Raw genomic sequence first — 25901 nt, forward strand, 5'->3', positions numbered from 1 at the left:
CTACGCGCCGGCGCTACCGGCGGGCTCGCGGTAACCGAGGTCGATCACCTCGTCGCAGAACACCCGCACGAGGCCGCGATGGTGGCTGACCAGCACCACCCCGGCACCGGCCGCGGCGAGGTCGGCGATCACTTCGATCACCGCCTGCGCCGACACCGGGTCGAGCATGGCCGTCGGTTCGTCGGCGAGCACGATGTCGGGTGCCTGCACGGTCAGTCGCGCCAGGCAGGCGCGCTGCAGCTGCCCGTCGCTGACCTGACCCGGGTACCGGTCGAGCAGGTCCGGATCGAGGCCGACGCGGCGTGCGACCGCTTCGGCGTCGGCGGAGCGGCCGGCGACGACCGCCGGTTCGACAACGATGCGCCGCAACGTCCAGCGCGGGTTGCACACCTGTCGCGGGTGCTGGGCCATCATCGCGATCCCGTCACGGCGAGCGGTGTGGACGACGCTGCCGGACGACGCCGGGATCAGCCCGGCCAACGCCCGCAGGATGGTCGTCTTCCCGCTGCCCGACGGGCCGACGAGTCCGGTCACCCGACCGGGTCGCGCCTGCAGGTCGAGGTCGTCGACGATGAGCCGACCGCCCAGCTCGACGCCGAGGCCGCGTACCTCCATCAGCGGGCTCATCGCGTCACCCCGGCGGTGATCGGCCGGAAGAACGCGGCGACGTAGGGATCTGCGGACGACGTCACGGCGTCGGGCCGGTCCTGGGTGAGGATGCGTCCCTCGCGCATCACCGCGATCGACGCGCACGCGTCGGCGGCGAGCAACGCGTCGAGGTCGTGGGTGATCATCAGCACCGTGGTGCCCGCCGCCGCGAGCCCGGCGAAGAGGTCCCACACGTGGTCGGCCAGATCGGGGTCGAGGGCCGACGTCGGTTCGTCGGCGACGATCAGCGGCGGGTCCCCGGCGAGCGCGGCGGCCAGCGCGGCGCGTTGTGCCATACCGCCGGAGATCTCATGCGGGTACAGCGACAACGCCGAGGTGGGCAGCGCCGCCCGGGCACAGAGTTGCGTCGTGCTCGACGGCCCCGACAGCTCGTCGATGATCTCGTCGAGCTGATCGCCGAGGGTACGGACCGGCGTGAACGACGTCGCCGCCGACTGCGGGACCAGCCCGACGACGCGGCCCCGGGTCGACGGCCAGGCGGGGTCATCGGCGGTCAGCGTGCGGTCGCCGAGCACGATCCGGCCGGTGGCGCGCGACCCGGGTGGCAGCATCCCGGTCAGCGCGTTCGCGATCATCGACTTGCCGCAGCCGGATTCCCCGATCAGGGCGGTGACGGCACCGGGCTCGAGGGTGAGATCGACGTCGGACAGCACCCGCACCGGATCCGGTCGGCGGCCACGTCGGGTCGCGATGTCGACGGTCAGCGATTGCACGGCGACGCGCATCACCACACCTCCCCGGTCGGCGGCGCCATCCGCCTGCGCAGCGTGGATCCGGCAGCCATACACGCCAGTGCCGTCACGATGAGCGCGACGCCGGGCACCACAAGTGTCCACCACGCGCCGGTCAGCACATCCCCGCGTGCCTGCCCGAGCAGTGTGCCGAGACTCGCCGCGTCCGGGGACAGACCGACACCGAGGAACGACAGGGTGGTCTCGTGCCACACCGCGTGCGGCAGCAGCACCGTCATCGCCACCAGCGCCTGCCCGGTGACCGCGGGCAGCAGATGCCGGGTCGCGATGAAGGTGCGCGTCGCGCCCGCCAGATGTGCCATCTCGATCCACCCGGCCGATCGCGTGGCGAGCAGTTCGGCGCGCACCACCCGGGCCACCGCGGGCCAGTGGGTGAGCGCGATCGACGCGACGATGGCCACCGGCTCACCTCGCCACATCGCGGCGATCACGACGCCGAGCACCAGATGCGGCAGCGCGTTGACCGCGTCGACGGCCCGCATCACCAGTGCGTCGAGCCACCCGCCGGCCATCGCCGCACCGATGCCGATGACCAGGCCGATGACGGTGGACACCACCGCGCACACCGCCGCCATCACCAGCGAGATGCGCAGCCCCTGCGCGGTGCGCACCCCGAGGTCGTAGCCGGAATGATCGGTGCCCAGCACCGCACCCGACCCCGGTGCGCGCAATGCCGCGGCGAAGTCGGCGCTCTGCTCGCCGGCCAGCCACGGCACGGCCAGCGCCGTTGTCGCGATCACCAGCAGCAAGACCCACGGCCACGACCACCGCAGCCAGGCCGTCACGCGCATCCACGGTTGGGCGGGCGGTGTGCTCAGGTGCGCGGTCATGCGGTCAGCCCGATCCGCGGATCGATCCAGACGGCGGCGGCGTCGGAGAGCGCCGATCCGGCCAGGACCAGTGCAGCCGACCCCACCGACAGTGCGGCCATCAGCGGAAAGTCCAGGGCCACCGCCGAATCCACCAGCGCTTCGGCCAGTCCCGGCCAGCCGAAGACGGTCTCGACGATGGCCGCGCCGGCGATCAGTTCCGGCAGCCGGGTGCCCAGCAGCGCGAGGGTCGGCAGCACCGACACCGGCGCGACGTGTCCACGCAGCAGACGCCACCCGCCGATCCCGCGGGCCCGGGCACCGGCCACCGCGTCGGAGTCGACGGCGTCGACGACGGCCGCCCGCATGGACAGCAGCAGCCACGGGATCAGCGAGACGGTCAGCGCGATGAACGGCAGCACGGCATGGGTGAGCACGCCGTCCAGGGTGTAGTCGTCGCCCGGGCGTCGGGCGCCCGAGGTGGGAAACGCGCCCAGGCCGACGGCGAAGACACTCACCAGGACCAGCGACACCACGAACGGCGGGGTGGCCGCCAGTCCCCCCGCCGCCGTGGTGCAGAGACGGTCCAGCCATCCGCCGCGGCGCATCCCGATCACCGCACCCGACCCGACGGAGATGACGGTGGCCGCGAGCAGCGCCGCCAGCGAGAGCCCGAAGGTGAACGGAAGTCGTTGCGCCAGAACATCGGCCACCGGCAGCGACTGCGTTGACGACCAGCCGAGGTCGCCGGTGAACACCCCACCGCACCAGTTCCACCAGGCGTGCAGCCAGTTCTGGTCGAGTTGATAGGCGTCGCGGATGGCCTCGCGCTGTGACGGGGTGGCGCTCTGATAGTTGTCACCGAGGTGCGCGACGAGCGGGTCGAAGGGTGAGATCGCGGCCAGCGCAAAGATTCCCAGCGACACCAGACCGATGGTCGGGACCGCGAGGAGCAGGCGGCGGCCCAGGAGCCGAAGTGCCCGCGCACCCCTGCCGGGCCGGCGGTTCGCGTCGCGGGCCACCCGATCGATCGCCGGCGGGGTCTCGGCGATGAGGCGCGTGGTCTCCTCGATGGTCATGATCGCCGCCAACCCGGCAGATTCCACCACGGCCCCCACGCAACGCCGTGCGAATGGGGTTCCAGGATCGGCGAACTCGAACTCCAGCCGGTATCACGCATGGCGTAGGTGTGGTGCAGGAAGGCCAGGAACACCGCCGACGGCGCGGCCACATAGGTGCGTTGGATCTGCCGATAGCGTTTGTCGTTGGCCGGGCCCGGTGCGGCGACGCGGGATTCGTCGAGCAACCCGTCGAGTCCCGGCGCGGTGAAGTTGCCGGGGTTGGAGTACGGCGACGAGTCGGGCACCCGCGTATGCAGGGTGTCGTAGACCTGCGAATCGATGCTGTAGGGAGTGGCGCCGCCGCCGAGCAGGACCGCGTCGGCGGTCAGTCGGGTGTCGATCTCGTCCCAGCTGCTGCCGCGCGGATTCACCTGCACACCAATCGGTTTCATGGCCGTCGCGAAGGCGACGGCGAGGTCGCGCCGCAGCGAGTCCGACGCGTTGTAGAGCAGGGTGAACTCGGCCCGGCTGCCGTTCTTGGTTCGGATGCCATCAGGGCCCGGACGCCAGCCCGCACCGTCGAGCAGCATCGTCGCCCGCGCGCGGTCGAAGGCGAACTGAGCCGCGGGTTCGTATGCGGCGCCGTACACTTCGGCGATCGGGGTGCTCGCGGGTGCGCCGTGCCCGCGCAGGACGTCGGCGACGATGGCGTCGCGGTCCACGCCGAGGTTCATCGCCTGCCGGGCGACGACGTCGGCGGTGAAGGCGTTACCCGAGGGCAACGAGACCCCGCGCCAATCGGCCGATTTCACCGAACTCACCTCGATGCCGTCCCGGTTGGCGAGTGAACCGATCAGTGCGGGAGGCAGATTCGCGCCGTCGACCTCGTCGGCGACGACGCGCTGGGCGCGGGTGTTGTCATCGGGCGTGTAGGTGTAGACGACGCGCGAGATCTCCGGCCGGCCGGCCCAGTAGTCGTCGCGGACGGCCAGCACGGCCTGATCGGGACCCAGTGATTCCAGGGCGTACGGTCCCGTACCGACCGGTGCGGTGTTGAGACGCCACTGCGCGGCCGGTGCCGACTCCACACGCTCCGACGGCGCGATCCCCAGCAGCAGATACGGCGACGGGTCGGCGTCGGTGTTCATCGTGACCCCTACCGCGGCCGGCCCGTCGGCGTCGATGCGCACGATCGGGGCGAAGTCCGTGGAGATCTCCGACGCCACCGCCGGATCGCGCACGGCGCGGTAGGTGGCCACCACATCCGCCGCGTCAAAGCTCGTCCCGTCGGAGAAGGTCACACCCTCGCGCAGCGCGACCCGCCACTGTCGCGGCGCGATCCGCTGCGGCGTGGTGGCGGCCAGCGACGGGACCAGGGCCGGCAACGCGTCGTCGGTATCCGACTGCGGCCGCAAGAGTCCCTCGTAGATCGGTGAGACCCCGAGTTGTCCGTAACCCATCATCGGATTGAAGTCGCCGAGTTCCTGCCCCTCGGCGAGCACGATCTGGTTGTTCTCGCTGCTCTGCGACGAGCAGGCGGCGAGGCCGGCCGCGGCCAGGACCGCGGCGAGAACCACCGTGGCGAATCGCGTTGTCGTCATCCCACCCCCACCCATATACCTGTCGGCCTGTTCATATGATCAGGTCAAGGAAGCTTTCCTGCACGGTAACCGACCGCGGGCCCCGTCGGACACTGTCCGAATGGGTGGGTTTGTCCGAATCGAAAAGGCAGTACGGTCCGCCGCCCGGGGGTGACAGCGGATTAGAACACGTTCTAGTCTGGTCGCGTGGATGTCACCTTCGACGCGACCCGACGCGAACTGAGCACCGACCAGGGCACCCTGCGCTACCACGAGGCCGGCCACCCCGACGCCCCGCCGCTGATCCTGTTGCACGGCAGCGGCCCGGGCGTCACCGGCTGGCGTAACTACCGCGGCAACCTCGGCTTCTTCGCGCAAACCCACCGCTGCTTCGTGCTCGAGTTCCCCGGCTTCGGGGTCAGCGACCCGTGGGAGGGAATGCCCGTGCTCACCGCCGGGAAGTCGGTGATCGCCTTCATGAACGCCCTCGGAATCGACTCGGCCCCGATGATCGGCAATTCGATGGGCGGCGTCGTCGGGGTCAACCTGGCGATCAAGAAACCCGACCGCGTCGCCAAACTCGTCACCATCGGTGGCGTCGGACCCAACGTCTACAGCCCGAGCCCGAGCGAGGGACTGCGCCTGTTGCAGGAGTTCGCCGACGACCCCGACCGCGAGAAGCTGATCCGGTGGCTCAACGCGATGGTCTATGACAAGGCGCTGGTCACCGAGGAACTCATCGCCGAACGCTGGGAAGCCGCGATGAACCCCGACGCCCTGGCGACCGCCAAAACCATGTACGGCTCAGCGGCTTTCGAGATGCAACAGAAGTTCCTGGCCGACGCCGACATCGCGCCCTACTGGGCGATGATGCACAAGGTCTCCTGCCCGACGCTGCTCACCTGGGGCCGCGACGACCGGGTCAGCCCGCCGGACATGGCGATGGTGCCGATGCGTCTGATCCCCGACGCCGAGTTGCACATCTTCCCCCGCTGCGGGCACTGGGTGATGATCGAGGCCAAGGCGGCCTTCGAGGCGACGGTGGCGGCGTTCCTGGCGCGCTGAGGCGCGGTCACCACGAACAGGGCCGTACCGCGCGCCGCGTCAGTTCCCGCTTACTGATCTCCTTCCCGCTTATTGGATCCAATAAGCGGGAAGGAAGGCAATAAGCGGGAATCCGTGTGTCACACCGGCGGACTGCGTCAACTCTCATCCATGGATCCGGACGCGCGTCTGGTGCGTCCAATCACTGTGAGTATCTATCCCGTGGACCGTCACGGCCTCATCCGGCGAACTGCCGCGCTCGGATCCGGCTTCTGCGACAACGAACTATCGGCAGCGGTGAAACGCGGTGAACTGATCCGTCTGATTCCCGGCGTGTTCGTAGAGAACGGCACCAGATTCGCCGGACACGAAGGACGCCAGGAACTCCACCGGCTGAAATCCCTGGCCGCCGCGACGTCGGCGCTCACCGTCAGAGACGATGTGCCGCTGAGCCATTCGTCGGCCGCGAGCGTGCTAGGTGTCCCCTCACTGAAGCCAGATCTCAGCCATGTTCACTTCGTGACCGGATCACCCAGCGGTGGTTCGATCAAGACGTTCCGGCATCTGCATGCCGCGGCGATCGACGCCGACGAGGTCGTCGAGGTCGACGGCATCGCTGTGACCTGCCTCGAACGCATGGCCGCCGACGTCGCCGTCTGCGGGACGTTCGCCCAGGCGCTCGTCGTCATGGACCAGGCCCGACGGGCCGGCGCCGACGCAGAGATGATTGGGACCATCCTCGAGCGACGTCGGCGCCGCGGGGTCCGGACCGCGCGCCGAGCCCTGCTGCTGTCCGACCCCGCGTCGGAGAGCGTGGGCGAGTCGTGGAGTCGAGCTCAGATGATCGAGGCGGGACTGCCGATTCCCCGGCTCCAGCACGAGTTCCACATCAGGGACAAGACCTACGAGTCCGACTTCGACTGGGATGAGAGGCTGATCGGCGAGTTCGACGGTCTCACCAAGTACGGCAGACTCCTCGAACCCGGGGAAACACCCGAAGATGCGGTGGTGCGGGAGAAGCGTCGCGAGGATGATCTCCGCGGCGAGGGCGCGATGGTGGTGCGGTGGGTCTGGGCAGAGCTCGAGCAACGCCAGGTCGTCGAGAAACTGACGCCCTGGCTGACGAAGTACGGACTGATGGTCGCCTGAGCTCCCGCTTATTGCCTTCCTTCCCGCTTATTGGATCCAATAAGCGGGAAGGAAGGCAATAAGCGGGAAACGAAAGCCCCGGCCGGAAACTCGGCCGGGGCTTCGTGTGAAGCGATCAGCTCAGATCAGAACTTCTCACCCTTGGCAGCCTTGTCGACCAGCGACTGCGGGGGCTCGAAGTGCTTGCCGTACTTCGACGCCAGGTCGTTGGCGCGGTCGACGAAGCCCTGCAAGCCACCCTCGTACTGGTTGATGTACTGGATGACACCACCGGTCCAGGCCGGGAATCCGATGCCGAAGATCGAGCCGATGTTGGCGTCGGGGACGGAGGTGAGCACACCCTCGTCGAAGCACTTCACGGTCTCGAGCGCCTCGGCGAAGAGCATGCGCTCCTTCATGTCCTCCAGCGGGATCTTGGTGCTGCCCGAGTTGAACTGCTCGCGCAGGCCCGGCCACAGCCCGGTGCGCTTGCCGTTCTCGTCGTAATCGTAGAAGCCCTTGCCGTCCTTCTTGGCGGTGCGACCGTTCTCGACCATCCAGTCGACGACGGCGTTGGAACCGTGTTCGGGGATCGACTTGCCCTCCGCCTTCAGCGCGGCCTCGGTCTCCTTGCGGATCTTCTGCGGCAGCGTCAGGGTCAGCTCGTCCATCAGCTGCAGCGGTGCGGCCGGGTAACCGGCCTGGGTGCCCGCATGCTCGATGAACGCCGGCTCCACACCTTCGCCGACAGCCGCGATGGCCTCGTTGACAAAGGTGCCGATGACGCGGCTGGTGAAGAAGCCACGGCTGTCGTTGACGACGATCGGCGTCTTGCGGATCTGCAGCGTGTAGTCGATCACCTTGGCCAGCACCTCATCCGAGGTCTTCTCACCGCGGATGATCTCCACCAGCGGCATCTTGTCGACCGGCGAGAAGAAGTGGATGCCGATGAAGTCCTCCTGGCGCTTGACGCCCTGGGCGAGGATCGTGATCGGCAGCGTGGAGGTGTTCGAACCCAGGATGGCGTTCGGCTCGACGATGTCCTCGATCTCCTGGAAGACCTTGTGCTTCACCTCAACCGACTCGAAGGCCGCCTCGATGACGAGGTCGACGCCCTTGAAGTCCTCGGGATCGACGGTCGGGGTGATCCGGGCCAGCAGCGCGTCGGACTTTTCCTGCGTGGTCTTGCCCCGCGAGAGCGCCTTCTCCTCGAGCTTCTCCGAGTAGCCCTTGCCACGCTTGGCGGCCTCGATGTCGATGTCCTTGAGCACCACCTCGATACCGGCCTTGGCCGACACGTAGGCGATGGCCGCACCCATCATGCCGGCGCCGATGACGCCGACCTTCTTGGCGGTGTACTTCTCGATGCCCTCGGGCCGCGAGCCACCGTTGTTGATGTGCTGCAGGTCGAAGAAGAACGCCTTGATCATGTTCTGCGCGACCTGACCGGTCACCAGATTCACGAAGTAGCGGGTCTCGATGATGTCGGCGGTGTCGACGTCAACGTAGGCACCCTCGACCGCGGCGGCCAGGATGTTGCGCGGGGCCGGCATGTTGGCGCCCTTGATCTGCTTGCGCAGCAACGACGGCAGCGCCGGCAGGGTCTGCGCGAACGACGGGTTGGTCACCGAACCGCCGGGCATCTTGTAGCCCTTGACATCCCACGGCTGAGCAGCTTCCGGGTTGGCCTTGATCCATTCCTTGGCGGCCGGGACCAGCTCCTCGATCGAGCCGACGACCTCGTCGATGACACCGACTTCCTTGGCCTTGGTCGGGTTCATCCGCTGGCCCTGCAGGAGCACGTTCATCAGCGCGTTCTGGATACCGAGCAGACGCACGGTACGCACCACGCCGCCGCCACCGGGCAGCAGGCCCAGGGTCACCTCGGGCAGGCCGATCTGGTTGCCCTTCACGTCCGCCGCGATGCGGTGATGGGTGTGCAGCGCGATCTCGAGGCCACCACCGAGGGCGGCGCCGTTGATGGCGGCGACGACCGGCTTGCCGAGGGTCTCGAGCCGGCGCAGCACCTTCTTCATGCCGTTGGTGCGCTCGGTGATCGCGGTGGCGATCTCCTCCTTGGTGGCGTCGCCGCGACCGCTGGTCATGTCCTTCAGGTCACCACCGGCGAAGAAGGTCTTCTTGGCCGAGGTGATCACCACACCGGCGATGTCGTCCTTCTCGGCCTCCAGGCGATCGACGGTGGTCGCAACCGATTCCATGAACAGCTCGTTCATGGTGTTGGCGCCCTGATTCGGATCGTCCATCGTGAGAACGACGATGCCGTCGGCATCCTTATCCCACACAAACATGTTGTCACTCATCGTTTTTCAAAGTTCTTTCTCGTGAAGTGGTGCCCGCTCCCTGAGGTGCGAGCTTGCGAGCCTCGAAGGGTCAGACGCGCTCGATGACGGTGGCGATACCCATGCCGCCGCCGATGCAGAGGGTGACCAGGCCGTAGCGGCCGCCGGTGCGCTCGAGCTCGTCGAGGCAGGTGCCCAGGATCATCGCGCCGGTGGCACCGAGCGGGTGGCCCATGGCGATGGCGCCACCGTTGACGTTGACCTTCTCGTGCGGAACCTTGAGGTCCTTCATCCACTTCATGACGACCGACGCGAACGCCTCGTTCAGCTCGAAGACGTCGATGTCGTCGACGGTCAGGCCGGCCCGCTTGAGGGCGAGCTCGGTGGCCGGGGTGGGGCCGGTGAGCATGATGGACGGCTCGGAGCCGATCTGCGCGAAGGACACGAAACGCGCGCGCGGCGTCAGGCCGTTGCGCTTGCCCGCCTCCTCGCTGCCGATGAGGACGGCTGCGGCGCCGTCGACGATGCCGGAGCTGTTACCGCCGGTGTGCACGTGGTTGACGCGCTCCACCTCCGGGTACTTCTGCAGGATGACGTCGTCGAATCCGGCCATGTCGGCCAGGCCCTTGAATGCCGGCTTCAGCTTGCCGAGGCTCTCGACGGTGCTGCCCGGACGACGGTGCTCGTCGTGGTCGAGCACGATGACACCGTTGATGTCACGGACCGGGACCACGGACTTGGCGAAGTAGCCACTGGTCCAAGCCTTCTCGGCCCGGGCCTGCGACTCGGCGGCAAACGCGTCGACGTCTTCGCGGCTGAAGCCCTCGATGGTGGCGATCAGGTCGGCACCGATGCCCTGCGGCACGATGTAATTGTCGTAGGCGGTGGTGGGGTCGGTGAAGAGCGCGCCGCCGTCGCTGCCCATCGGCACACGCGACATCGACTCGACGCCACCGGCCAGGACCAGGTCGTCGAAGCCCGACGCGACCTTGGCCGCGGCGAGGTTGGTGGCCTCCAGGCCCGATGCGCAGAAGCGGTCGATCTGGGTGCCGGGCACGTTCTCGGGCAGACCGCTGTTGAGCGCCGCGGTGCGGGCGATGACGCCGCCCTGCTCGCCGACCGGGGACACCACACCCAGGATGACGTCGTTGACCTCGGACGGGTCCAGGCTGCCGTGGCGGGCCAGGACCTCGTTGATCACGCCGGAAGCCAGGTCGACCGGCTTGACGCTGTGCAGCGCGCCGCCACGCTGCTTGCCACGCGGCGTACGAATCGCCTCGTAGATGAATGCTTGATCGGCCACGTTAGTGTTCCTTTCACATGAACCACCAGTTGGTTACCCCACGAGGCTAACGCGGAATAACCAATTTGGCTATACCTGGTGGTCAGTCGGCCTCGACAATCCCCAAACGTGCGCTATGGTCGGTTCACCATGCCTGCACAGAAGCCGTCCGGACGCACCCGCGGCGCCGACACCAAACGCCAGCTCGTCGCCAGCGCCGCCGAGCTGTTCCTGCGTCGTGGTTACCCGCAGGTGTCGCTGGCCGACATCGCCCGCTCGGCCGGGGTGACGGCCCCGTCGGTGTACCGGCATTTCGACGACAAGCAGGCGCTGCTCGAGGCCGCCGTCCTCGCCGGCGTCGACGAGTTGGAGGTCTGCACCGAACGCGCGCTGGCCGACGGCGCGGACACCGACGAACTCATCGCCTCGGTGTGCACGCTGGGCGTGCAGCGTCCGCAGGCGGCGTCGCTGTGGCGGTGGACCAGCAACTACCTCACCGTCGAGCAGAACAAGCAGGTTGCCCTGCGCACCCGCGAGGTCATCGGCAAGTGGGCCTCGGCACTGGCCGACGGTCGCGACGACCTCACCGACCGCGAAGCGGTGCAACTCGCCTGGGCCAGCCTCAGCGTGTGCGGAAGCCTGACCGTGCACCACTCCCGGATGTCCGCGGCCCGGGCACGCGAGGAACTCGAGAAGATGATCCGACGCGTCGTCGCATTGCGTCCGGCGTCGGCGCCGGCCCTCGACGTCGCCGCACCGGTGGCCGCGGTCACCGCGACCCGACGCGACGAGATCCTCGACGCGGCAGCCGAACTGTTTGCCGCTCGCGGTTATACCGATGTGGGGATCGACGAGATCGGCGCCGCGGTCGGCATCGCCGGTCCCAGTGTGTACAAACACTTCCCGTCGAAGCTGGCGATCCTCGTCGGCATCGGGCAGCGCAGCGCGATGTGGCTGGAGGCCGGGGTCATCGCCTCCTTCGCCGCCACTTCCGATCCCGCCAAACTGCTTGCCCTGCTGATCGATTCCTATGTCACGGTGATCACCAGCACCACCGACCTCTCGGTGGCGTTCAACAGTTCGACCGCGATGCGCGGACAGTCCGGTGCGGCCGAACTCCTCGACATCCAGCGACGCTATGTAGCACGATGGATCGACCTGCTCATCCAGGTCGATCCGGGTCTGCGACGCGATCAGGGCGCGGTGGCCGTCCATGCCGCGCTGTCCATCGTCAACGACGCGGTGCGGATGCGGCGCGGGGTGAATCACCCCGAGTTCGCGGCCCGGATGGCCTACCTGATGAAGGGCGTGCTGGATGTCTGAACCCGGGGTGTCGCAACCCGAAGTGTCGCAACCCCTGTACACGCGCGACGAACTCGTCGCCGAACTCGGCATCTCACACGCGTACGCGGAGAAGATCTGGAATGCGTTCGGCCTGCCGCACGGCAGCGGCATCGACAAACCCCTCGACCCCGACGAGGTTGCGGCGCTGCGACTTCTGGTGCACAGCGAGCACTCGATGCCCGAGCCGGTTCAGGTCGCCACCGCCCGCGCCATCGGACAGGCGATGGCCCGGCTGGCCGACTGGCAGGCCGACCAGTTGCGTCAACTCGAGGCCAATCCCGACCTGCCGTGGTCGATGGATGAGATGGCGCATGCCCTCGGACAGATCCAGCACCACATCTGGCGTCGGCATCTCGCACTGGCCCTCGAACGCGACGCCGGCCACGAGCACGGTGATCAGGCCGACGTCACAGTGGGTTTCGCCGACATCGTCGGCTACACGAGTCTGTCGCGGCGGATCGGTTTCGCCGACCTCGAGGAAATCCTCGATGCGTTCGAGGAACGCACCCACGAGATCGTCGTCGGGCTCGACGGTTACGTCATCAAGAATCTGGGCGATGCGGTGATGTTCACCTTCGGCGACCCGCGGTCGGCGGCGATGGCCGCCATCGGAATCCACCGGCTCAGCGAGTCGGCACCCATCCCGGCGCTGCGGGTCGGCCTCGCGCGCGGTCCGGTGCTGACCCGGCTCGGCGACGTCTTCGGCGAGACGGTGAACATCGCTGCGCGCCTCTGCGGGTCAGCCCGCCAGGGCAAGACCCTGATCGACGAGTCGGTGGCCGCGGCGCTGCGCGACGACAACCGGTTCTTCGTCAAATCCATTCCCACCCTGAGTGTTCGGGGCTATCGCCGCTTGCACGCGTATACGCTCGACGTGGACCGTCGAGCCGAGAACGTCGCCATCCCCGAACCCGGCGACGACGCCGAGACGGAGCTCCGCGAGGCGCTCGACCGCGGCGTCGGCGCCTGAAAGTGGGGGAAGGATTCCTTCCCCCACTTTCGTAATCCTCCCCGACAATTTTCTCGCCGAAGGAACCAAATCCCGGGGAAAGAAATCCTTCCCCTACTTTTCGCCGGGCAGGACGGCGCCCGCGGAACCGTAGATGCCCACCTCGCTGGCCTTCACCACCAGGTATACCGACGCCCCGATCCGCACGTCCAGGTCGGCCACCGCATCCCAGGTCACCTCCGCCTGCACGGTCTGGGTGCCCACCGCACACGCGACGAGGGCATGATCGCCACTGGGTGCGAGGTCGGTGACCGTGCCCTGCATGACGGTGCGCGGACTGCCATGCGGCACATCGGCGTACACGGCCACCGAGCGCGGCGCGAACACCGCGGCACCACGCTTCCCGGCGTCAAGCTCCTCGCGCGCCGTCCCGACCACCCGGTTACCGACGGCGTCGACGACGATGTTCGGCGATTCCAGTTCGCCGACAAAGAGATTGAGCCCCGACAACGACGCCGCGAACCGACTCGCCGGCACCGACAACACCTCGCGGGTGGGGCCGGACTGGACCACGCGGCCGGTCTCGATCACCAGGATGTCATCGGCGAGACCGACGGCATCCACGACGTCATGGGTGACGATCAGCGTGGTGCGCGAACGGTCGGCGAGCAGATCACGCAACAGCGCACGCAGCCGGGCCGCGACATCGACGTCGAGCGCCCGAAATGGCTCGTCGAGCAGCAAGACCCGAGGTTGTGCCGCCAGCGCCCGGGCGATCGCGACCCGCTGTGCCTGACCGCCGGACAGCTGAGCGGGCTTGCGATCGGCGAGATCGACGACGTCGAGCGCATCGAGCCAGCGGTCGGCTCGCAGGGTGACCTCTCGGCGCGGGAGACGTTGCGACGCCGGCGCGAAGGCCACATTCGCGCGCACGGACAGGTGCGGAAACAGCCCGGCATCCTGTCCGAGGAGCGCGATGCCCCGTCGATGCACCGGCACCGGCCGTCCTCGGCCGTGAAAGAGCTCGTTTCCCAGAGCTATCCGCGACTCACCGCCGTTCAGCAGACCGGCGATCGCCCGGAGCAGCGTCGTCTTCCCGGCCCCGTTGGGCCCGACGACCGCGGTGGTGCTTCCGGCGGCGAAGGTGTGATCCACCCGCATCGACGGCGTCGGCAGGGTGATCCAGACGCTCAGGTCGGCGGCGGATGTCGTTGTCACAGTGCACCCGTGGTCACAGTGTCGCCGTCCGGTCTCGGCGCCGGCTGTGTACCGCGACGACCACCACCAACGACACCAGCACCAGGATCAGCGACAGCGGGATCGCCTCGGTCGGGTCGTCGATCGCCGCCACGTAGATCGCCAGCGGGGCGGTCTGGGTGATGCCGGGTGCGTTGCCCGCGAAGGTGATCGTCGCGCCGAATTCGCCCATCGCCCGGGCGAAAGCCAGCACCGTCCCGGCCAATACCGCGGGTGCGACGAGCGGCACGGTGATGCGCCACAACGTACGGGTGGGCCCGGCGCCGAGCGTCGCGGCCACCTCTTCATACCGGGTTCCGGTGACCCGCAGCGCGCCTTCGGTGCTGATCACCAGAAAGGGCAGGGCCACAAAGGTTTGCGCGAGGACCACCGCGGTGGAGGTGAACGCGATGTCGATGCCGACGGCGCGCAGGTGCTCCCCGACCAGACCGAATCGGCCGAACGTGTAGAGCAGCGCGATGCCCCCGACGACGGGCGGCAATACGAGCGGCAGCAGCACCAGCGACCGCAGCAGCCGGACAAGCAGACCGTCGTGCCGGGCGAAGATCACCGCCATCGGTACACCGAGCAGCAGGCACAGCACGGTGCTGGCCGATGCCGTCTGCAGCGACAGCACCAGAGCCTGCTTCGACGACTCGGAAGTCACCTGTGCGACAAAGGAATCCCATGGCGTCTTGGCGATCAGCGCGAGTGGCGGCAGAACGATCAGCAGCACGCCGAGCGCGGCAGGCAGATACAGACACCGCGGGATCACCCGGACGGCAGCGGACTTCGGCATGGTCATGGCAACGATCAGGGGGGCCCGAACCCCGCGTCGGCCAGGATGTGCTGACCTGCCGGACTGAGCACCGCGTCGACGAACTCCTTACCGAGCGTGTCATTGGCCGCCCCGCTGACGGTGGCGATCGGGTACCGGTTGACGACCGCGGCGAACGCCGGGTCGACGACGGTCGCGACCTTGTCACCTGCGCCCTTGGCGTCGGTGACGTAGACGACGCCCGCGTCGGCCTGCCCCGAAGTCACCTTGGTCAGCACGGCGCTCACCGATTCCTCCTCCGAGGCGGCGCTCACGGTGATGCCGGTGTTGCGTTCCACTGCCTTCGTCGCGGCGCCACAGGGTTGCGCGACCTGGCAGATCACCGTCGTCACCCCTGACTTGTTGAGGGCGGCAAAGGTCCTGATGCCCTTGGGGTTTCCCGGTGCGGTGACGATTACCAGGGTGTTGGTGGCGAAGATCCTGGGATCGGTCGCCTTGTCGCCGAGTTTGGTCATGTTGGCTTCGTCGGCGCTGGCGAAGACATCGGCGGGCGCGCCCTGCTTGATCTGGTTGACCAGCGTCGACGATCCGGCGAAGGACGGGACGACGGTGACACCGGGGTGGCTCTTTTCGAACTCCGCGGCGATGGCGGTGAAGGTCTTCTTCAACGACGCCGCCGCGTAGACGTGCAGGGTCGCCGGGGCACCCGAGGAGGGTGGCGCGGAATCGTCGCCCGACGAGCATCCCGCCACCACGAGCCCCGCCACCACGAGCACGGGCAGCACCATGCCGACCAGGTGTCTCTTCATCAGTTCCCTCGTCTCCGTTCGACGATCACCGTCGTTGCCTTGACGACGGCCGTTGCCACCACGCCGGGTTCGAGTCCGAGTTCACGTGCGGCCTCGGAGCTCATCAACGACGTCACCTCGAACGGTCCGCACTGCAACGTCACCTGTGCCATCACACCGTCGAGTACGGTTTCGGTGACCAACCCGGTGAACCGGTTGCGCGCCGAGCGCAGCACATCCGAACCGTCGTTCGGCGGATCGCCGGCGCGGCGTCGTGCCAGGGCGGCGAGTTCGGCACCGTCGACGGCCTGCACACCCCCGTCGTCGGCAGCCGTCAACTCGCCGGCCGCGATCCACCGTCGGAGGGTGTCGTCGCTGACGCCGAGGAGTAGGGCGGCCTCACGAACTCGAATAGCGTTCATCACCGTGATGCTATCCGCATACGCGGAGAAAGAGCACGCATAAACGCGATACTGCGGACCACGGGGGCGCTTGACCTCAACCGCGGTTGAACTCCTACGGTCTAAGGGACCGCGTACGGATTGTCCGAATCGGCCTCACCGATGAGTTGGGGGCGTGGCTGCGGTCTGCCTTCTCGTCCAACCAACGGACAGGTGGCGAAAACCCTTCGCCAATTGTCGGACCACCCCGATAGCGTGGAGAAACATGACCTCACCAACGGCTCCGGCGCTGAAAGCCCAGCGCCCCACCCACGACGCCGACATCGCCATCGAAGCCATCGATCTCGTCAAGCGTTTCGGTGACTTCACCGCCGTCGACGGCGTCAGCTTCACCGTCGGCCAAGGTTCCGTCCTGGGTCTGCTCGGACCCAACGGCGCCGGGAAGACCACCACCGTCCGCATGATGACCACACTGTCACCGCCGACCAGCGGGACCGCGCGCATCGCCGGGCACGACGTCATCGCCGAACCCGACGCCGTCCGCCGCAACATGGGCCTCACCGGGCAGGCAGCGACGGTCGACGAGATCCTGTCCGGCCGCGAGAACATCCGCATGATCGGCGGGTTGTACGGCATCGGACGCCGGGAACTCGCACGACGCGGCGACGAACTGCTGGAACAGTTTTCGCTCACCGAGGCGGCCAACAAGCAGGTCAAGTCGTACTCGGGCGGTATGCGCCGACGCCTCGACCTCGCCGTCAGCCTGCTGGCCAGCCCGCCGGTGCTGTTCCTCGACGAACCCACCACCGGACTCGATCCGCGCAGCCGCTCCGAACTCTGGGATGTGTTGCGCGGCCTCGTCGCCCAGGGCACCACGTTGCTGCTCACCACGCAGTACCTCGAAGAGGCCGACCAACTCGCCGACGACATCGTGGTGATCGACAAGGGCAAGATCATCGCCCACGGCACGCCCATGCAACTGAAGGAGCAGGCGGGGGCGGCCAGTTTGGTCCTCACCGTCTCCGACGCCGCAGACATCCCCGAAGCCGAGGCATTGCTGCGCAAGACCGGTGCCGACGTCTTCATCGACGCCGGTGCGCGGCGGCTCACCACCGCCGCGGGCGGGCTTGCTGACCTCAACCGGGTGGTCGGCTGGTTCGACGAGAGCGGCATCGCCGTCGACGACCTGGGCCTGGCCCGCCCCTCCCTCGACGACGTCTTCCTGTCGCTCACGGGGCATCGCGCCGAGGACGAAACCACGCGCGACGGCGACGCCAACACTGGCGTGCGCCGCGCCGCGATGCAGGAGGAGGCCGCAAGGAGCGCAGCGACGACGAAGAGCGGTGCTCAAGGGCGCACACCACGCGACGGCGACGCCGGCGCCAACACTGAGGAGACCAACCGATGACCGTCACCGCAACCGGGGGACCCACCCTCGCCTCCGCCGACCTGACCCACCCGACCAATATCTTCCAGCAGGCCTGGATCATGGTGAAACGCAACATGATCCATACCCGACGCATGCCCGAGATGCTGTCCGACGTGACGATCCAGCCCATCATGTTCGTGGTGCTGTTCGCCTACGTCTTCGGCGCCTCGATCCAGACCGACAGCGCCTCCTACAAGGAGTTCCTGCTGCCCGGCATCATGGGCCAGACGATCGTGTTCACGGCCTTCATCGTGGCCACCGGCATCACCGCCGACCTGGAGAAGGGCATCATCGACCGCTTCCGGTCACTACCCATCCATCCATCGTCGGTGCTCATCGGCCGCAGCGTCGCGAGTCTGCTGCACTCGTCGATCGGCATCGTCGTGATGGCCCTGACCGGCCTGGCCATCGGCTGGCGCATCCGCAACTCCTTCGGCGAGGCGGTCCTGGCCTTCGCGCTGCTGCTGCTGTTCGGCTTCGGGATGATCTGGTTCGGCATCCTGATCGGGTCGTGGCTGCGTTCGGTCGAGGCCGTCAACGGGTTCATGTTCTCCACCCTGTTCCCGATCACGTTCCTGTCCAACGCCTTTGTGCCGACCGACCCGATGCCCACCTGGCTGCGCACCATCGCCGAGTGGAATCCGATGTCGTCACTGGTGCAGGCGCTGCGTGTGCTGTGGGGCAACGGACCGGCCTTCGGCTCCGAAGCCGCACTGCCGCTGCAACATCCGGTGATCGCCACCCTGCTGTGGGCGCTGGTGCTGACGGTAGTCTTCGCACCGTTCGCGTTGCGTGCCTACTACAAGCGCACCTCGGACTAGGGGGCTGGAGGGCGGCCGCTCAACCAGCAGGAGGCCCTGTCAGGCGGTGAAGCCCACCGCCTCGAGCGGGTCGTTGTAGATCGCGTCGAGCGAGACCGCCCCCGCCGCCTGCTGCTGGACGGTGGCACCCGAATGCGACACGCGCACATCGCGCTTCGACGACACCGAGGTCTCCCGGACCGCCCTCGCCACCACCGGCAGGGTGGCCGGGTAGTCGGTGAACGCCTGGCCGCCCAGGATGATGTGGTCGGGGTTGAAGATGTCGGCGACCAGGCCGATGGTGCGACCGAGCACCCGTGCGCGCTCCTCCAGGATCTCGCGCGCCACGGCATCACCGTCGCGCGCCAAGACGTGCACATCCTCGATCTCGGACACCGAAAGTCCTAGCGCCTGAGCAGCTTCCACGATCCCCGTGTCGCTGACGGTCGGTTCCAGCTGTCCGGTGCGGGTGGGGTCGAGACGGGTGGTCGCACCCGTCGGGAAATGCCCGATGACCGGCGGACCGGCCGTCGGCGTATGCACAGTACCGCCGACGCTGAAGGCCACACCGACCATCTCGCGGGCGTAGAAGTAGAGGAAGCTCGACTTCTCCTCGTCCGACTTCGTCGGATCCGACGCGTCGTCGGGATTGACCACCAGTTCGGCTGCGGCCATCGCCTCCACGTGCGAGGCCACCGAGACGGGCAGGCCCAGGTTCTCCGCGATCACGCGGCCGACGGGCGCGCCCTGCCAGCCGAGCCGCGGATGATCGACCACGCCGCCGGTTCCGACCTTGCCGCCGATGGCGACCCCCGCCCACAACACGCGGCGTCCGGTCCAGCGCGCCGCGAACCGACGGGCGCTGGCGCCGATGACGGCGAGCGTCGCTTCCGGCGATTCGGCCACCGGGGTGGGGATCTGGATGGCACCCACAACGCGGTGCAGCAGATCATGGGTGGTGATGGAGGTGACCTTGAGGCCGATGTGGATGCCCACGGTCAGGAAGTCGCTGACGTTGATCTCGAACGGCAAGCGCGGGCGACCGATCGCGCCGGCCGGGGCGAGATCGGCGCGCTCGCGGATCAGACCAGCTCGCAGCAGGGCTCCTACCTGCCGGTTGACCGTCGAGATGGACAGCCCGGTCCGGGCGGCGGCGTCGTCGCGGAACAGCGGTCCGGACAGTCGTGCGGCGCGCAGCACCAGCGCGGCGGGTTTCGTCGACAGCTCGAGGTGCGGCGTCGCCACGTGCACGCGGCCATCTCCCTTCGCCGTCCGGGCCGGTCGACGAGCCGCCGATGCGGGCCGTCGGGCCGGCTCGAGTCGTTGACGCTCGAGTGAGCGTGAACCGTAGGCCAACGGTACGGGTTGGCGGGTGGGCGACGCAGTGCGACCGGCCAGCCCGGAACGGGCGGCTGCAGAAGAGCGGACGGGGGTACTGCGGGGGCCGAGAGTGGTGGTCATGGTGTCCTCGTCGAAAGCGCCACATCCTCACGGGACGGGCGGGCTGATGCGAAAGTTCGGGAGTTTCGACCCCGTCCGAACGGACGACCTGCGCCAGATTCGGGACAGCAGTGGGTCGGGTCAGCGCATTCGACAACAACAGAGCACACGGGCAAACGGCAGTCGGCAGCCCAGCGCGGTGGTCACATAGGTGACCTCCAGGTGGGTACTGCGGACGCTCGTCATGGCGATCAAGTTAGCAATGGCACGCGAAGTCTGGCAAGCGTCCCACCGCTGGTCAGCCGGGGTCCGGCAGGTGCGCACAGGGGCGTTCACCGGCGACAATAGGGCCGAATCCGCCCGTTGGCGCGGGTTGTGCTCAGCCTGGGCCGAAAGCCTGGGCGCCGGCACGCGTCGACCTCGGCGATCGTGCTCAGCCACCGCGGCGGCGACCGTCTGCGCCGGGTCGTGCTTGTCGGAGTCGCCGGGTAAATTGTGAGCATGACCACAACCACGGCCACCGCAGGGTCCGACGCCGAGTTCCTGCAGGTCACCGAGCCCTTCCGGCGGGAGATCGTCGCGCACTGCTACCGGATGATGGGGTCGCACCACGACGCCGAGGACCTGACCCAGGACACCTACCTGCGGGCGTGGCGCGGGTACTCGAAGTTCGATCACCGCTCGTCGGTGCGGACCTGGCTGCACAAGATCGCCACCAACACCTGCCTGACCGCGCTGCAGAGCAGGCAGCGTCGTCCCCTTCCGTCCGGTCTGGGTGGCGACGCCTTCGATCCCACCGACGATCTGCTGCAGGATCACGAGGTGCCGTGGCTGGAACCGTTCACCGGCACCGTCGACGACGTCTCCCCCGGCGACGACGCCGACCCGGCCTACGTCGTCGGCGCCCGCGAATCCGTCCGGCTCGCTTTCATCGCCGCGCTGCAGCATCTGCCCGAGCGGCAGCGGGCCGTCCTGATCCTGCGGGATGTGTTGCAGTGGAAGGCCGCCGAGGTCGCCGACACCCTCGGCGTCACCACCGCCACGGTCAACAGCCTGTTGCAGCGGGCCCGCGAGCAGCTCAAATCGTCGCGGCCCACGCAGGAGACGTCGTCGACGCTCGACGACGAGGCGCAGCGTGCACTCCTGGCCAAGTACGTGTCCGCCTTCGAGCGGTATGACGTGGACGCGATTGTCGAACTGTTCACCGACAAGGCGATCTGGGAGATGCCGCCCTTCACCGGTTGGTATCAGGGGGCCGAGCAGATCGGCACTCTCATCCGCCGCAATTGCCCGGCCGAGGGTCCCGGCGACCAGATCCTGCTGCCGGCCGTCGCGAATGGACAGCCAGCCTTCGGCTTGTACATGCGTGAGCCCGACGGCGTGCACCGGCCCTTCCAGTTGCAGGTCCTCGACCTCGATCCGAGCGGGAAGGTCCAGTACGTGGTCGCCTTCTTCAGCGACACGATGGAAGAGGACTTCGCCCGGTTCGGTCTCCCGGCGACCCCCTACGACGCGCCCGCCCGCACCGCCCCGAGCCCCTGGCACTGACACCCGTCGGTTGTGCAGGTGAACACGTTCACCGGGCGCCGATCCCGTTGACCGGGCGCTGAATTGCGTTGACCAGGTGTGCCCGGTGACGCCCGACGAGTCTGTGCGCGATGAACGAGTTGGCCGGCACGGTCGACGAGGCCGTCAGTCGTCGGTTGCCGGGATCGACGACGGGTCCATCCAGACGATCTCCCAGGCGTGCCCGTCGGGGTCACAGAAGCTGCGGCAGTACATGAACCCGAGGTCGTCGGCGTCACGCAGATGCGTGCCGCCACCGGCGAGCGCGGCGTCGGCAAATCTGTCGACCTCATGTCGCGAGTCGGCCGACACGGCAAGCAATGCCTCCCGGCCGGGAGGGAGCCGGTGGCCCGACGGCCACGCCGCATAACCGGCGAAGCGACGACGCTCGTGCAGCATCACCATCGTGGCGTCGTTGATGATCATGCACAGAGTGCCCTCGTCGCAGAACATCGCGTCGAAGCGGAACCCGAGCGAGGTGAAGAACGCCCGCGACCGCGCGGGGTCAACGACGGGCAGGTTGACGAACATCATCGGCGTCACGGCGCGGCACTCCCAGCAAGGCCGGTCGGAGCGCACCGGAGTCTCCGGTGACGTGGGACCGCCTCAGAATGCAGACCATCCCGGCGCTCCGAACTCATCGTGGCCCGCATAGGCTCGATGCATGGGAGTGATCTATCTGGTCCGGCATGGTCAGGCCAATGCCCTCGCGTACGGGGTCGACGACGCCGAAGCCGACGTCTCCAACGGTCCGGGCGGACTCACCCGGACCGGCGATGTGCAGGCCAAGCTCACCGGTGCGATGCTCGCCGGCCAGGTGGAGACCATCACCGCAGCCATCAGCGGTGACCTCCCCCGCCAGACCCAGACGTTGGCAGGGGTTCTCAGCGCCTTCGACGGTGCGCCCAGCCCCATCGTCGACGCCGGGTGGAACGAGTACGAGCTACCAGCTCTGGTGGGCTCGGTGGGCGCGGAGCTCTACCACGACGGCCGCAGCTATCAGCGCAAGCTCGACGCCGGGCTGGCCGAGTGGATCTCCGCGGGCGAGGCCGGCGAGGTCGACGGCCCCGACGAGACCTACCCCCATTTCGCCCGCCGGATCGCCGACGCCGCGGCCCGCGCCACCGAACTCGCCGGCTCCGGGCAGACGGTGCTGGTGGTGTCGTCGGCCGGCTCCATCACCCAATGGATCGCGCAGCTCTGGGACATCCCCGCCCAGCGGTGGCCCACCATGGCACGCACCATGGTGAACGCGTCGGTCACCAAGCTCATCTTCGGGCGTAGCGGCGTCTCACTCGTGTCGTTCAACGAACACGGGCATCTCGCCGATCGTGACGGCGGAGTGTCGACGTTCCGCTGAACGTTCACGACAACCCATCCACCACTTTTCGGCAAACCCACCACGCGAAGAGGTGGTGGCTTTGCCGAAAACTGGTGGGTCACGCCCGATGCAGGTTGCTTCCCGGTCGAGTGAGCACCACGTTGGGCAGCACCGCATAGCGCGACAGCTGGGTCACCGAATGAACAATGGTGGCAACGTCATTGACGGTGATCATCTGATCGCCGGGGATGGTGCCCTTGGTCCACTCCGACATGTCGGTGTCGACGTAGCCGGGCGCGATGGTCGTCGCACTCACGCCACGTTCGGATTCCTCCAGATTGAAGGTCTCACACAGCGAGATCAGCGCAGCCTTGGTGGCGCCGTAGGCGGACAGCTCAGGTTCCGGATAGACACCCGTGATCGAGGCCACCGCAATGACTTTCGACTTGCCAGCAGTGTCGGCGGTGGAACGCAGCGTCGGCAGCAACGTCTGCAACAGGATGTACGGTGCCGCAACGTTGACCTGGTAGAGCCGGTCGAAGCGACGGACGGGAAGATCGGCGATGGCCCCCTTCTGACCCATGCCGGCGTTTATCACGAGCGCATCGCACCGCCCGAACCCCTCGGCGTGTGCGGTCGCGAGTCCCGCCACCGCATCGGGATCGGTCATGTCGGCGGGGATCACCTCCACCCGACCGGCGCCACGCTCACGCAACTCGGCGGCACGTTTCTCGAGCGCCTCCTGGCCACGCGAGCTGATGGTGAGATCCCAACCCTCCGAGGCGAATCGTTCGGCAATGGCGGCACCGATACCACGTGATGCGCCGGTCACCAACGCGACCTTGGTGTCAGCAGAGCTCATGAGTTCCTGTCCCCCTGTACTTCTCGACGAAATACGCGTCCCGGACGCGTCACTACTGTGCCACGCAACGCAATCCCCGCGCGATGAACTCGGCCGTCGCCTCGGCGGCGTTCTCGGCGCCGTCGCCCGACGACGCACCCGCCCGCGCGCGATGGGTGATGCCCTCGGCGATCACACCGAGCTTCAGGTTGGCCAGGCCGAGATAGAAATCCCAGTCCCCCAGGTCGGCTCCGGAGACGGTGGCGTAGCGCTGTGCGATCTCATCGGCGTCGGGATAGCGGTCGCTGGTCCACGCGGCGGAGAAGCCGAGCACCGTGTCGAAGATCGGCTGCCGGTATACGCACATCAGCGCGACGTCGGTGATCGGGTCACCGAGCGTCGACATCTCCCAGTCGACGACGGCCGCGATCCGACCCGGATCGTCAGCGGCGATAATGGTGTTGTCGACGCGGAAGTCGCCGTGCACCACCGTTTCTCGCGACTGCTCCGGCACACGCTCAGACAGTGCGGCAACCAGTTTGTCCACGTCGGGTAGCTCGCGGGTATGCACGTGACCCCACTGCCGGGCCCACAACTTCACCTGCCGCGCAGCGAATCCCGCCGGCCGGCCGAACTCGCCGAGTCCGACGGCACGGTAGTCCACCGCGTGCAGATCGGCGAGAGTCCGCACCAGTGCATCGATGTTGGCGGCGACATCCGCGTCGGAGTAGGCCTCCAGGTCCGCCGCCGTCCGCACGACGGCGCCGTCGATGAATCCGACGACGGTGCAGGGCGCTCCGATCGCCGAGCCGTCCGCATCGAAGGCAACGGTCTCCGCCACCGGCACGGCCGTATCCTGCAGCGCCGAAGTCACTGCCCACTCGCGTCCCATGTCATGGGCCGACGGCGTCAGGCCGCCGGTCGGCGGGCGGCGCACCACCCAGCGCGACGACCCGTCGGTCACCGCGAAGGTGAGATTCGATTTGCCGCCGGAGATCAGGTCGATCTGCAGGTCACCGGCGACCGGCACACCCGAGTCGATCAGGAACTGCCGCAACCGATCCGCGTCGAGAGCGGTCTCGACGGCCGTCATCGGTTCTTCGCCTCGAGCGCCTTGCGGGCCCGGCCCACGGTACGACGCGCGATGGCCCACCGATGGACCTCGGAGGGGCCGTCGTAGATCCGGAACGGACGCAACTCCTGCTGCAACCGCGCCAGCGGCATGTCCTCGGAGACACCGAGACCACCGCACATCTGGATGCTGCGATCAGCAATGCGCGAATAGGCCTCGGCAGCAAAGGTCTTGGCGATCGACGTCTCGTTGGACGCGTGATTACCCTGGTCGAGTTCGTAGCAGGCCTTGAGCAGCAGTGCACGCGTGGCGGCCAGATCGATCTCGTTGTCGGCGACCATCTGCTGGATCATGCCGAGGTCACCGAGCCGACCACCGAATCCCTCACGCGTAGCGACGTATTCGACGGCGACGTCGTGGCAGCGGGTGGCCGCGCCGAGCCAGCGCATCACGTGCGTCATGCGGGCCGGGCCGAGCCGGACCTGTGCGTAACGGTAGCCCTCGTCGACCTCGCCGAGGATGTCCTCGTCGGGGACGAAGACATCGACGAAGTCGACCTCGCAATGCCCGCCGATCATCGACTTGTCGGTGGTGTGGATGTGCCGCTTGACCGTGATCCCCGGCGTCTGGGCAGGAGCCAGGAACATCGTCGCCCCGCCACGATCACCAGGTGCGCCCGCGGTGCGTGCCATGATGATGAAGAAGCCCGCACCGTCGGCACCGGTGATGAATCGCTTCTCGCCGTTGATCTTCCAGCCACCGTCGACCTTGGTGGCCATGGTGCGCAACGCATTCGGGTCGGAGCCGGCACCCGGCGACGGCTCGGTCATCGCGAACGCCGACCGCACCTCACCGGTCGCGAGCGGACCGAGGTACTTCTCACGCTGCACGTCGCTGGCGATGTGCGCGAGCATGTGCACATTGCCCTCGTCGGGGGCGCCGATGTGCAACGCCACCGGACCGAAGGTCGAGTATCCGGCCGCCTCGAAGACGGGCGCGCGGTCGCACATGTCGAGGCCGAGGCCGCCGAACTCGACGGGCGCGTGCGGCGCGAAGATCCCCTCCGCCTTGGCCTTGGCATTCATCTCGCGCCGCAGGTCGTCGCCGCCGGCCGCCGTGATGTCACCGGCTGCCGCGTCCTCGAGCGGCAACACGTAGTCGCGGATGAAGCGGTTCGCCTTCTCGACGATGTCCGCGACCTCGGGATCGTGGCGCAGGTTTATGGGCATCGGGTCTCCTCGCGCGGGGCGGTTTCTCGGGCACTGCGCTCGACGCTCGGCGTTGCGCCGGATCAAGCATGCCGACCGAGCG

At 67.9% G+C, this 25901-nt stretch carries 24 protein-coding genes; 8 read left to right on the top strand and 16 right to left on the bottom strand.

Annotation, left to right across the window (positions count from 1 at the left end):
* Genes GBRO_RS22315 through GBRO_RS22335 form a run of 5 tightly spaced genes read right to left on the bottom strand, consistent with a single transcriptional unit; the run spans window position 1 to window position 4892 of the window.
* Complete coding sequence (locus tag GBRO_RS22315; RefSeq protein WP_041920040.1) at window positions 1-627, bottom strand: ABC transporter ATP-binding protein; 627 nt, start codon at window positions 625-627, stop codon at window positions 1-3.
* The gene (locus GBRO_RS22320) at window positions 624-1394 is read right to left on the bottom strand and encodes an ATP-binding cassette domain-containing protein (protein WP_012836115.1); all 771 of its coding nucleotides are present in this window, start codon (window positions 1392-1394) and stop codon (window positions 624-626) included. The genes GBRO_RS22315 and GBRO_RS22320 overlap by 4 nt, the downstream gene beginning before the upstream one ends.
* Window positions 1394-2212, bottom strand: coding sequence for an ABC transporter permease (locus GBRO_RS22325; RefSeq protein ID WP_227892907.1), 819 nt, complete (start codon window positions 2210-2212; stop codon window positions 1394-1396). The genes GBRO_RS22320 and GBRO_RS22325 overlap by 1 nt, the downstream gene beginning before the upstream one ends.
* Before the next feature lie 35 nt (window positions 2213-2247).
* Window positions 2248-3309, bottom strand: coding sequence for an ABC transporter permease (locus GBRO_RS22330; RefSeq protein ID WP_012836117.1), 1062 nt, complete (start codon window positions 3307-3309; stop codon window positions 2248-2250).
* The gene (locus GBRO_RS22335) at window positions 3306-4892 is read right to left on the bottom strand and encodes an ABC transporter substrate-binding protein (protein ID WP_012836118.1); all 1587 of its coding nucleotides are present in this window, start codon (window positions 4890-4892) and stop codon (window positions 3306-3308) included. Before GBRO_RS22335 ends, GBRO_RS22330 begins: the two co-directional genes overlap by 4 nt.
* Window positions 4893-5078: 186 nt before the next feature.
* On the opposite strand from GBRO_RS22335, the gene GBRO_RS22340 reads away from it, so the two are divergent.
* Together GBRO_RS22340 and GBRO_RS22345 are read left to right on the top strand one after the other, a co-directional pair.
* Entirely contained in the window at window positions 5079-5936 is an 858-nt protein-coding gene (locus GBRO_RS22340; protein WP_012836119.1) for an alpha/beta fold hydrolase, read from the top strand.
* Between the two features lie 150 nt (window positions 5937-6086).
* Entirely contained in the window at window positions 6087-7064 is a 978-nt protein-coding gene (locus GBRO_RS22345; RefSeq protein ID WP_012836120.1) for a hypothetical protein, read from the top strand.
* A gap of 125 nt (window positions 7065-7189) precedes the next feature.
* Here the strand turns inward: GBRO_RS22345 and GBRO_RS22350 are convergent, their stop codons facing one another.
* Both GBRO_RS22350 and GBRO_RS22355 read right to left on the bottom strand, forming a co-directional pair.
* Complete coding sequence (locus tag GBRO_RS22350; protein WP_041920042.1) at window positions 7190-9364, bottom strand: 3-hydroxyacyl-CoA dehydrogenase NAD-binding domain-containing protein; 2175 nt, start codon at window positions 9362-9364, stop codon at window positions 7190-7192.
* Window positions 9365-9434: 70 nt separating this feature from the next.
* The gene (locus tag GBRO_RS22355; protein WP_012836122.1) at window positions 9435-10646 is read right to left on the bottom strand and encodes an acetyl-CoA C-acetyltransferase; all 1212 of its coding nucleotides are present in this window, start codon (window positions 10644-10646) and stop codon (window positions 9435-9437) included.
* 129 nt (window positions 10647-10775) lie between these two features.
* Here GBRO_RS22355 and GBRO_RS22360 point away from each other — a divergent pair, with 129 nt between their 5' ends.
* Complete coding sequence (locus GBRO_RS22360) at window positions 10776-11948, top strand: TetR/AcrR family transcriptional regulator (protein ID WP_012836123.1); 1173 nt, start codon at window positions 10776-10778, stop codon at window positions 11946-11948.
* Window positions 11941-12939 carry an adenylate/guanylate cyclase domain-containing protein gene (locus GBRO_RS22365; protein WP_012836124.1) on the top strand — a complete coding sequence of 333 codons (999 nt, stop codon included), beginning with the start codon at window positions 11941-11943 and terminating at the stop codon, window positions 12937-12939. Before GBRO_RS22360 ends, GBRO_RS22365 begins: the two co-directional genes overlap by 8 nt.
* Window positions 12940-13032: 93 nt before the next feature.
* On the opposite strand, the gene GBRO_RS22370 is transcribed toward GBRO_RS22365, so the two are convergent.
* The 4 genes from GBRO_RS22370 to GBRO_RS22385 are packed head-to-tail and all read right to left on the bottom strand — an operon-like array spanning window position 13033 to window position 16142.
* Window positions 13033-14136 carry a sulfate/molybdate ABC transporter ATP-binding protein gene (locus GBRO_RS22370; RefSeq protein WP_012836125.1) on the bottom strand — a complete coding sequence of 368 codons (1104 nt, stop codon included), beginning with the start codon at window positions 14134-14136 and terminating at the stop codon, window positions 13033-13035.
* Between the two features lie 13 nt (window positions 14137-14149).
* Window positions 14150-14959, bottom strand: coding sequence for an ABC transporter permease (locus GBRO_RS22375; protein WP_012836126.1), 810 nt, complete (start codon window positions 14957-14959; stop codon window positions 14150-14152).
* An 8-nt stretch (window positions 14960-14967) separates the two neighbouring features.
* On the bottom strand, window positions 14968-15741 hold the full coding sequence (gene modA / locus GBRO_RS22380; protein WP_012836127.1) for a molybdate ABC transporter substrate-binding protein: 774 nt from the start codon (window positions 15739-15741) through the stop codon (window positions 14968-14970).
* Complete coding sequence (locus GBRO_RS22385) at window positions 15741-16142, bottom strand: TOBE domain-containing protein (RefSeq protein ID WP_012836128.1); 402 nt, start codon at window positions 16140-16142, stop codon at window positions 15741-15743. Before GBRO_RS22385 ends, modA begins: the two co-directional genes overlap by 1 nt.
* Before the next feature lie 244 nt (window positions 16143-16386).
* Between GBRO_RS22385 and GBRO_RS22390 the strand changes: the two genes are divergently transcribed.
* Both GBRO_RS22390 and GBRO_RS22395 read left to right on the top strand, forming a co-directional pair.
* Window positions 16387-17529, top strand: coding sequence for an ATP-binding cassette domain-containing protein (locus GBRO_RS22390; RefSeq protein WP_012836129.1), 1143 nt, complete (start codon window positions 16387-16389; stop codon window positions 17527-17529).
* Window positions 17526-18371 (top strand): ABC transporter permease, encoded by an 846-nt coding sequence (locus tag GBRO_RS22395; RefSeq protein ID WP_012836130.1) that lies wholly within the window; start codon window positions 17526-17528, stop codon window positions 18369-18371. Before GBRO_RS22390 ends, GBRO_RS22395 begins: the two co-directional genes overlap by 4 nt.
* Before the next feature lie 39 nt (window positions 18372-18410).
* Here GBRO_RS22395 and GBRO_RS22400 read toward each other — a convergent pair whose 3' ends face one another.
* A complete protein-coding gene (locus tag GBRO_RS22400; RefSeq protein WP_012836131.1) occupies window positions 18411-19601 on the bottom strand; it encodes an ROK family transcriptional regulator in 1191 nt (396 codons plus the stop codon).
* Between the two features lie 690 nt (window positions 19602-20291).
* On the opposite strand from GBRO_RS22400, the gene GBRO_RS22405 reads away from it, so the two are divergent.
* On the top strand, window positions 20292-21338 hold the full coding sequence (locus GBRO_RS22405; RefSeq protein WP_012836132.1) for a sigma-70 family RNA polymerase sigma factor: 1047 nt from the start codon (window positions 20292-20294) through the stop codon (window positions 21336-21338).
* 144 nt (window positions 21339-21482) lie between these two features.
* On the opposite strand, the gene GBRO_RS22410 is transcribed toward GBRO_RS22405, so the two are convergent.
* Window positions 21483-21899 (bottom strand): VOC family protein, encoded by a 417-nt coding sequence (locus GBRO_RS22410; RefSeq protein ID WP_012836133.1) that lies wholly within the window; start codon window positions 21897-21899, stop codon window positions 21483-21485.
* Window positions 21900-22020: 121 nt separating this feature from the next.
* On the opposite strand from GBRO_RS22410, the gene GBRO_RS22415 reads away from it, so the two are divergent.
* A complete protein-coding gene (locus GBRO_RS22415) occupies window positions 22021-22716 on the top strand; it encodes a histidine phosphatase family protein (RefSeq protein ID WP_012836134.1) in 696 nt (231 codons plus the stop codon).
* A 79-nt stretch (window positions 22717-22795) separates the two neighbouring features.
* Here GBRO_RS22415 and GBRO_RS22420 read toward each other — a convergent pair whose 3' ends face one another.
* From GBRO_RS22420 to GBRO_RS22430, 3 genes are read right to left on the bottom strand one after another with little or no spacing between them, the layout of a single operon-like run.
* Complete coding sequence (locus GBRO_RS22420) at window positions 22796-23539, bottom strand: SDR family NAD(P)-dependent oxidoreductase (protein WP_012836135.1); 744 nt, start codon at window positions 23537-23539, stop codon at window positions 22796-22798.
* A gap of 52 nt (window positions 23540-23591) precedes the next feature.
* On the bottom strand, window positions 23592-24611 hold the full coding sequence (locus GBRO_RS22425) for a phosphotransferase family protein (RefSeq protein WP_012836136.1): 1020 nt from the start codon (window positions 24609-24611) through the stop codon (window positions 23592-23594).
* Window positions 24608-25819, bottom strand: coding sequence for an acyl-CoA dehydrogenase family protein (locus tag GBRO_RS22430; RefSeq protein ID WP_012836137.1), 1212 nt, complete (start codon window positions 25817-25819; stop codon window positions 24608-24610). Before GBRO_RS22430 ends, GBRO_RS22425 begins: the two co-directional genes overlap by 4 nt.
* Window positions 25820-25901 lie beyond the last annotated feature (82 nt).

Origin of the sequence: Gordonia bronchialis DSM 43247 (assembly GCF_000024785.1) — a bacterium.
Lineage (GTDB): Bacteria > Actinomycetota > Actinomycetes > Mycobacteriales > Mycobacteriaceae > Gordonia > Gordonia bronchialis.

Bases quoted from the DNA above. Each gene is read 5' to 3' on its own strand.
- GBRO_RS22315 (WP_041920040.1), bottom strand. From the start codon at position 627: ATGAGCCCGCTGATGGAGGTACGCGGCCTCGGCGTCGAGCTGGGCGGT.
- GBRO_RS22350 (WP_041920042.1), bottom strand. From the start codon at position 9,364: ATGAGTGACAACATGTTTGTGTGGGATAAGGATGCCGACGGCATCGTC.
- GBRO_RS22320 (WP_012836115.1), bottom strand. From the start codon at position 1,394: ATGCGCGTCGCCGTGCAATCGCTGACCGTCGACATCGCGACCCGACGT.
- GBRO_RS22420 (WP_012836135.1), bottom strand. From the start codon at position 23,539: ATGAGCTCTGCTGACACCAAGGTCGCGTTGGTGACCGGCGCATCACGT.
- GBRO_RS22360 (WP_012836123.1), top strand. From the start codon at position 10,776: ATGCCTGCACAGAAGCCGTCCGGACGCACCCGCGGCGCCGACACCAAA.
- GBRO_RS22425 (WP_012836136.1), bottom strand. From the start codon at position 24,611: ATGACGGCCGTCGAGACCGCTCTCGACGCGGATCGGTTGCGGCAGTTC.
- GBRO_RS22390 (WP_012836129.1), top strand. From the start codon at position 16,387: ATGACCTCACCAACGGCTCCGGCGCTGAAAGCCCAGCGCCCCACCCAC.
- GBRO_RS22415 (WP_012836134.1), top strand. From the start codon at position 22,021: ATGGGAGTGATCTATCTGGTCCGGCATGGTCAGGCCAATGCCCTCGCG.
- GBRO_RS22365 (WP_012836124.1), top strand. From the start codon at position 11,941: ATGTCTGAACCCGGGGTGTCGCAACCCGAAGTGTCGCAACCCCTGTAC.
- GBRO_RS22345 (WP_012836120.1), top strand. From the start codon at position 6,087: ATGGATCCGGACGCGCGTCTGGTGCGTCCAATCACTGTGAGTATCTAT.
- GBRO_RS22395 (WP_012836130.1), top strand. From the start codon at position 17,526: ATGACCGTCACCGCAACCGGGGGACCCACCCTCGCCTCCGCCGACCTG.
- GBRO_RS22330 (WP_012836117.1), bottom strand. From the start codon at position 3,309: ATGACCATCGAGGAGACCACGCGCCTCATCGCCGAGACCCCGCCGGCG.
- GBRO_RS22325 (WP_227892907.1), bottom strand. From the start codon at position 2,212: ATGCGCGTGACGGCCTGGCTGCGGTGGTCGTGGCCGTGGGTCTTGCTG.
- GBRO_RS22335 (WP_012836118.1), bottom strand. From the start codon at position 4,892: ATGACGACAACGCGATTCGCCACGGTGGTTCTCGCCGCGGTCCTGGCC.
- modA (WP_012836127.1), bottom strand. From the start codon at position 15,741: ATGAAGAGACACCTGGTCGGCATGGTGCTGCCCGTGCTCGTGGTGGCG.
- GBRO_RS22405 (WP_012836132.1), top strand. From the start codon at position 20,292: ATGACCACAACCACGGCCACCGCAGGGTCCGACGCCGAGTTCCTGCAG.
- GBRO_RS22385 (WP_012836128.1), bottom strand. From the start codon at position 16,142: ATGAACGCTATTCGAGTTCGTGAGGCCGCCCTACTCCTCGGCGTCAGC.
- GBRO_RS22375 (WP_012836126.1), bottom strand. From the start codon at position 14,959: ATGACCATGCCGAAGTCCGCTGCCGTCCGGGTGATCCCGCGGTGTCTG.
- GBRO_RS22430 (WP_012836137.1), bottom strand. From the start codon at position 25,819: ATGCCCATAAACCTGCGCCACGATCCCGAGGTCGCGGACATCGTCGAG.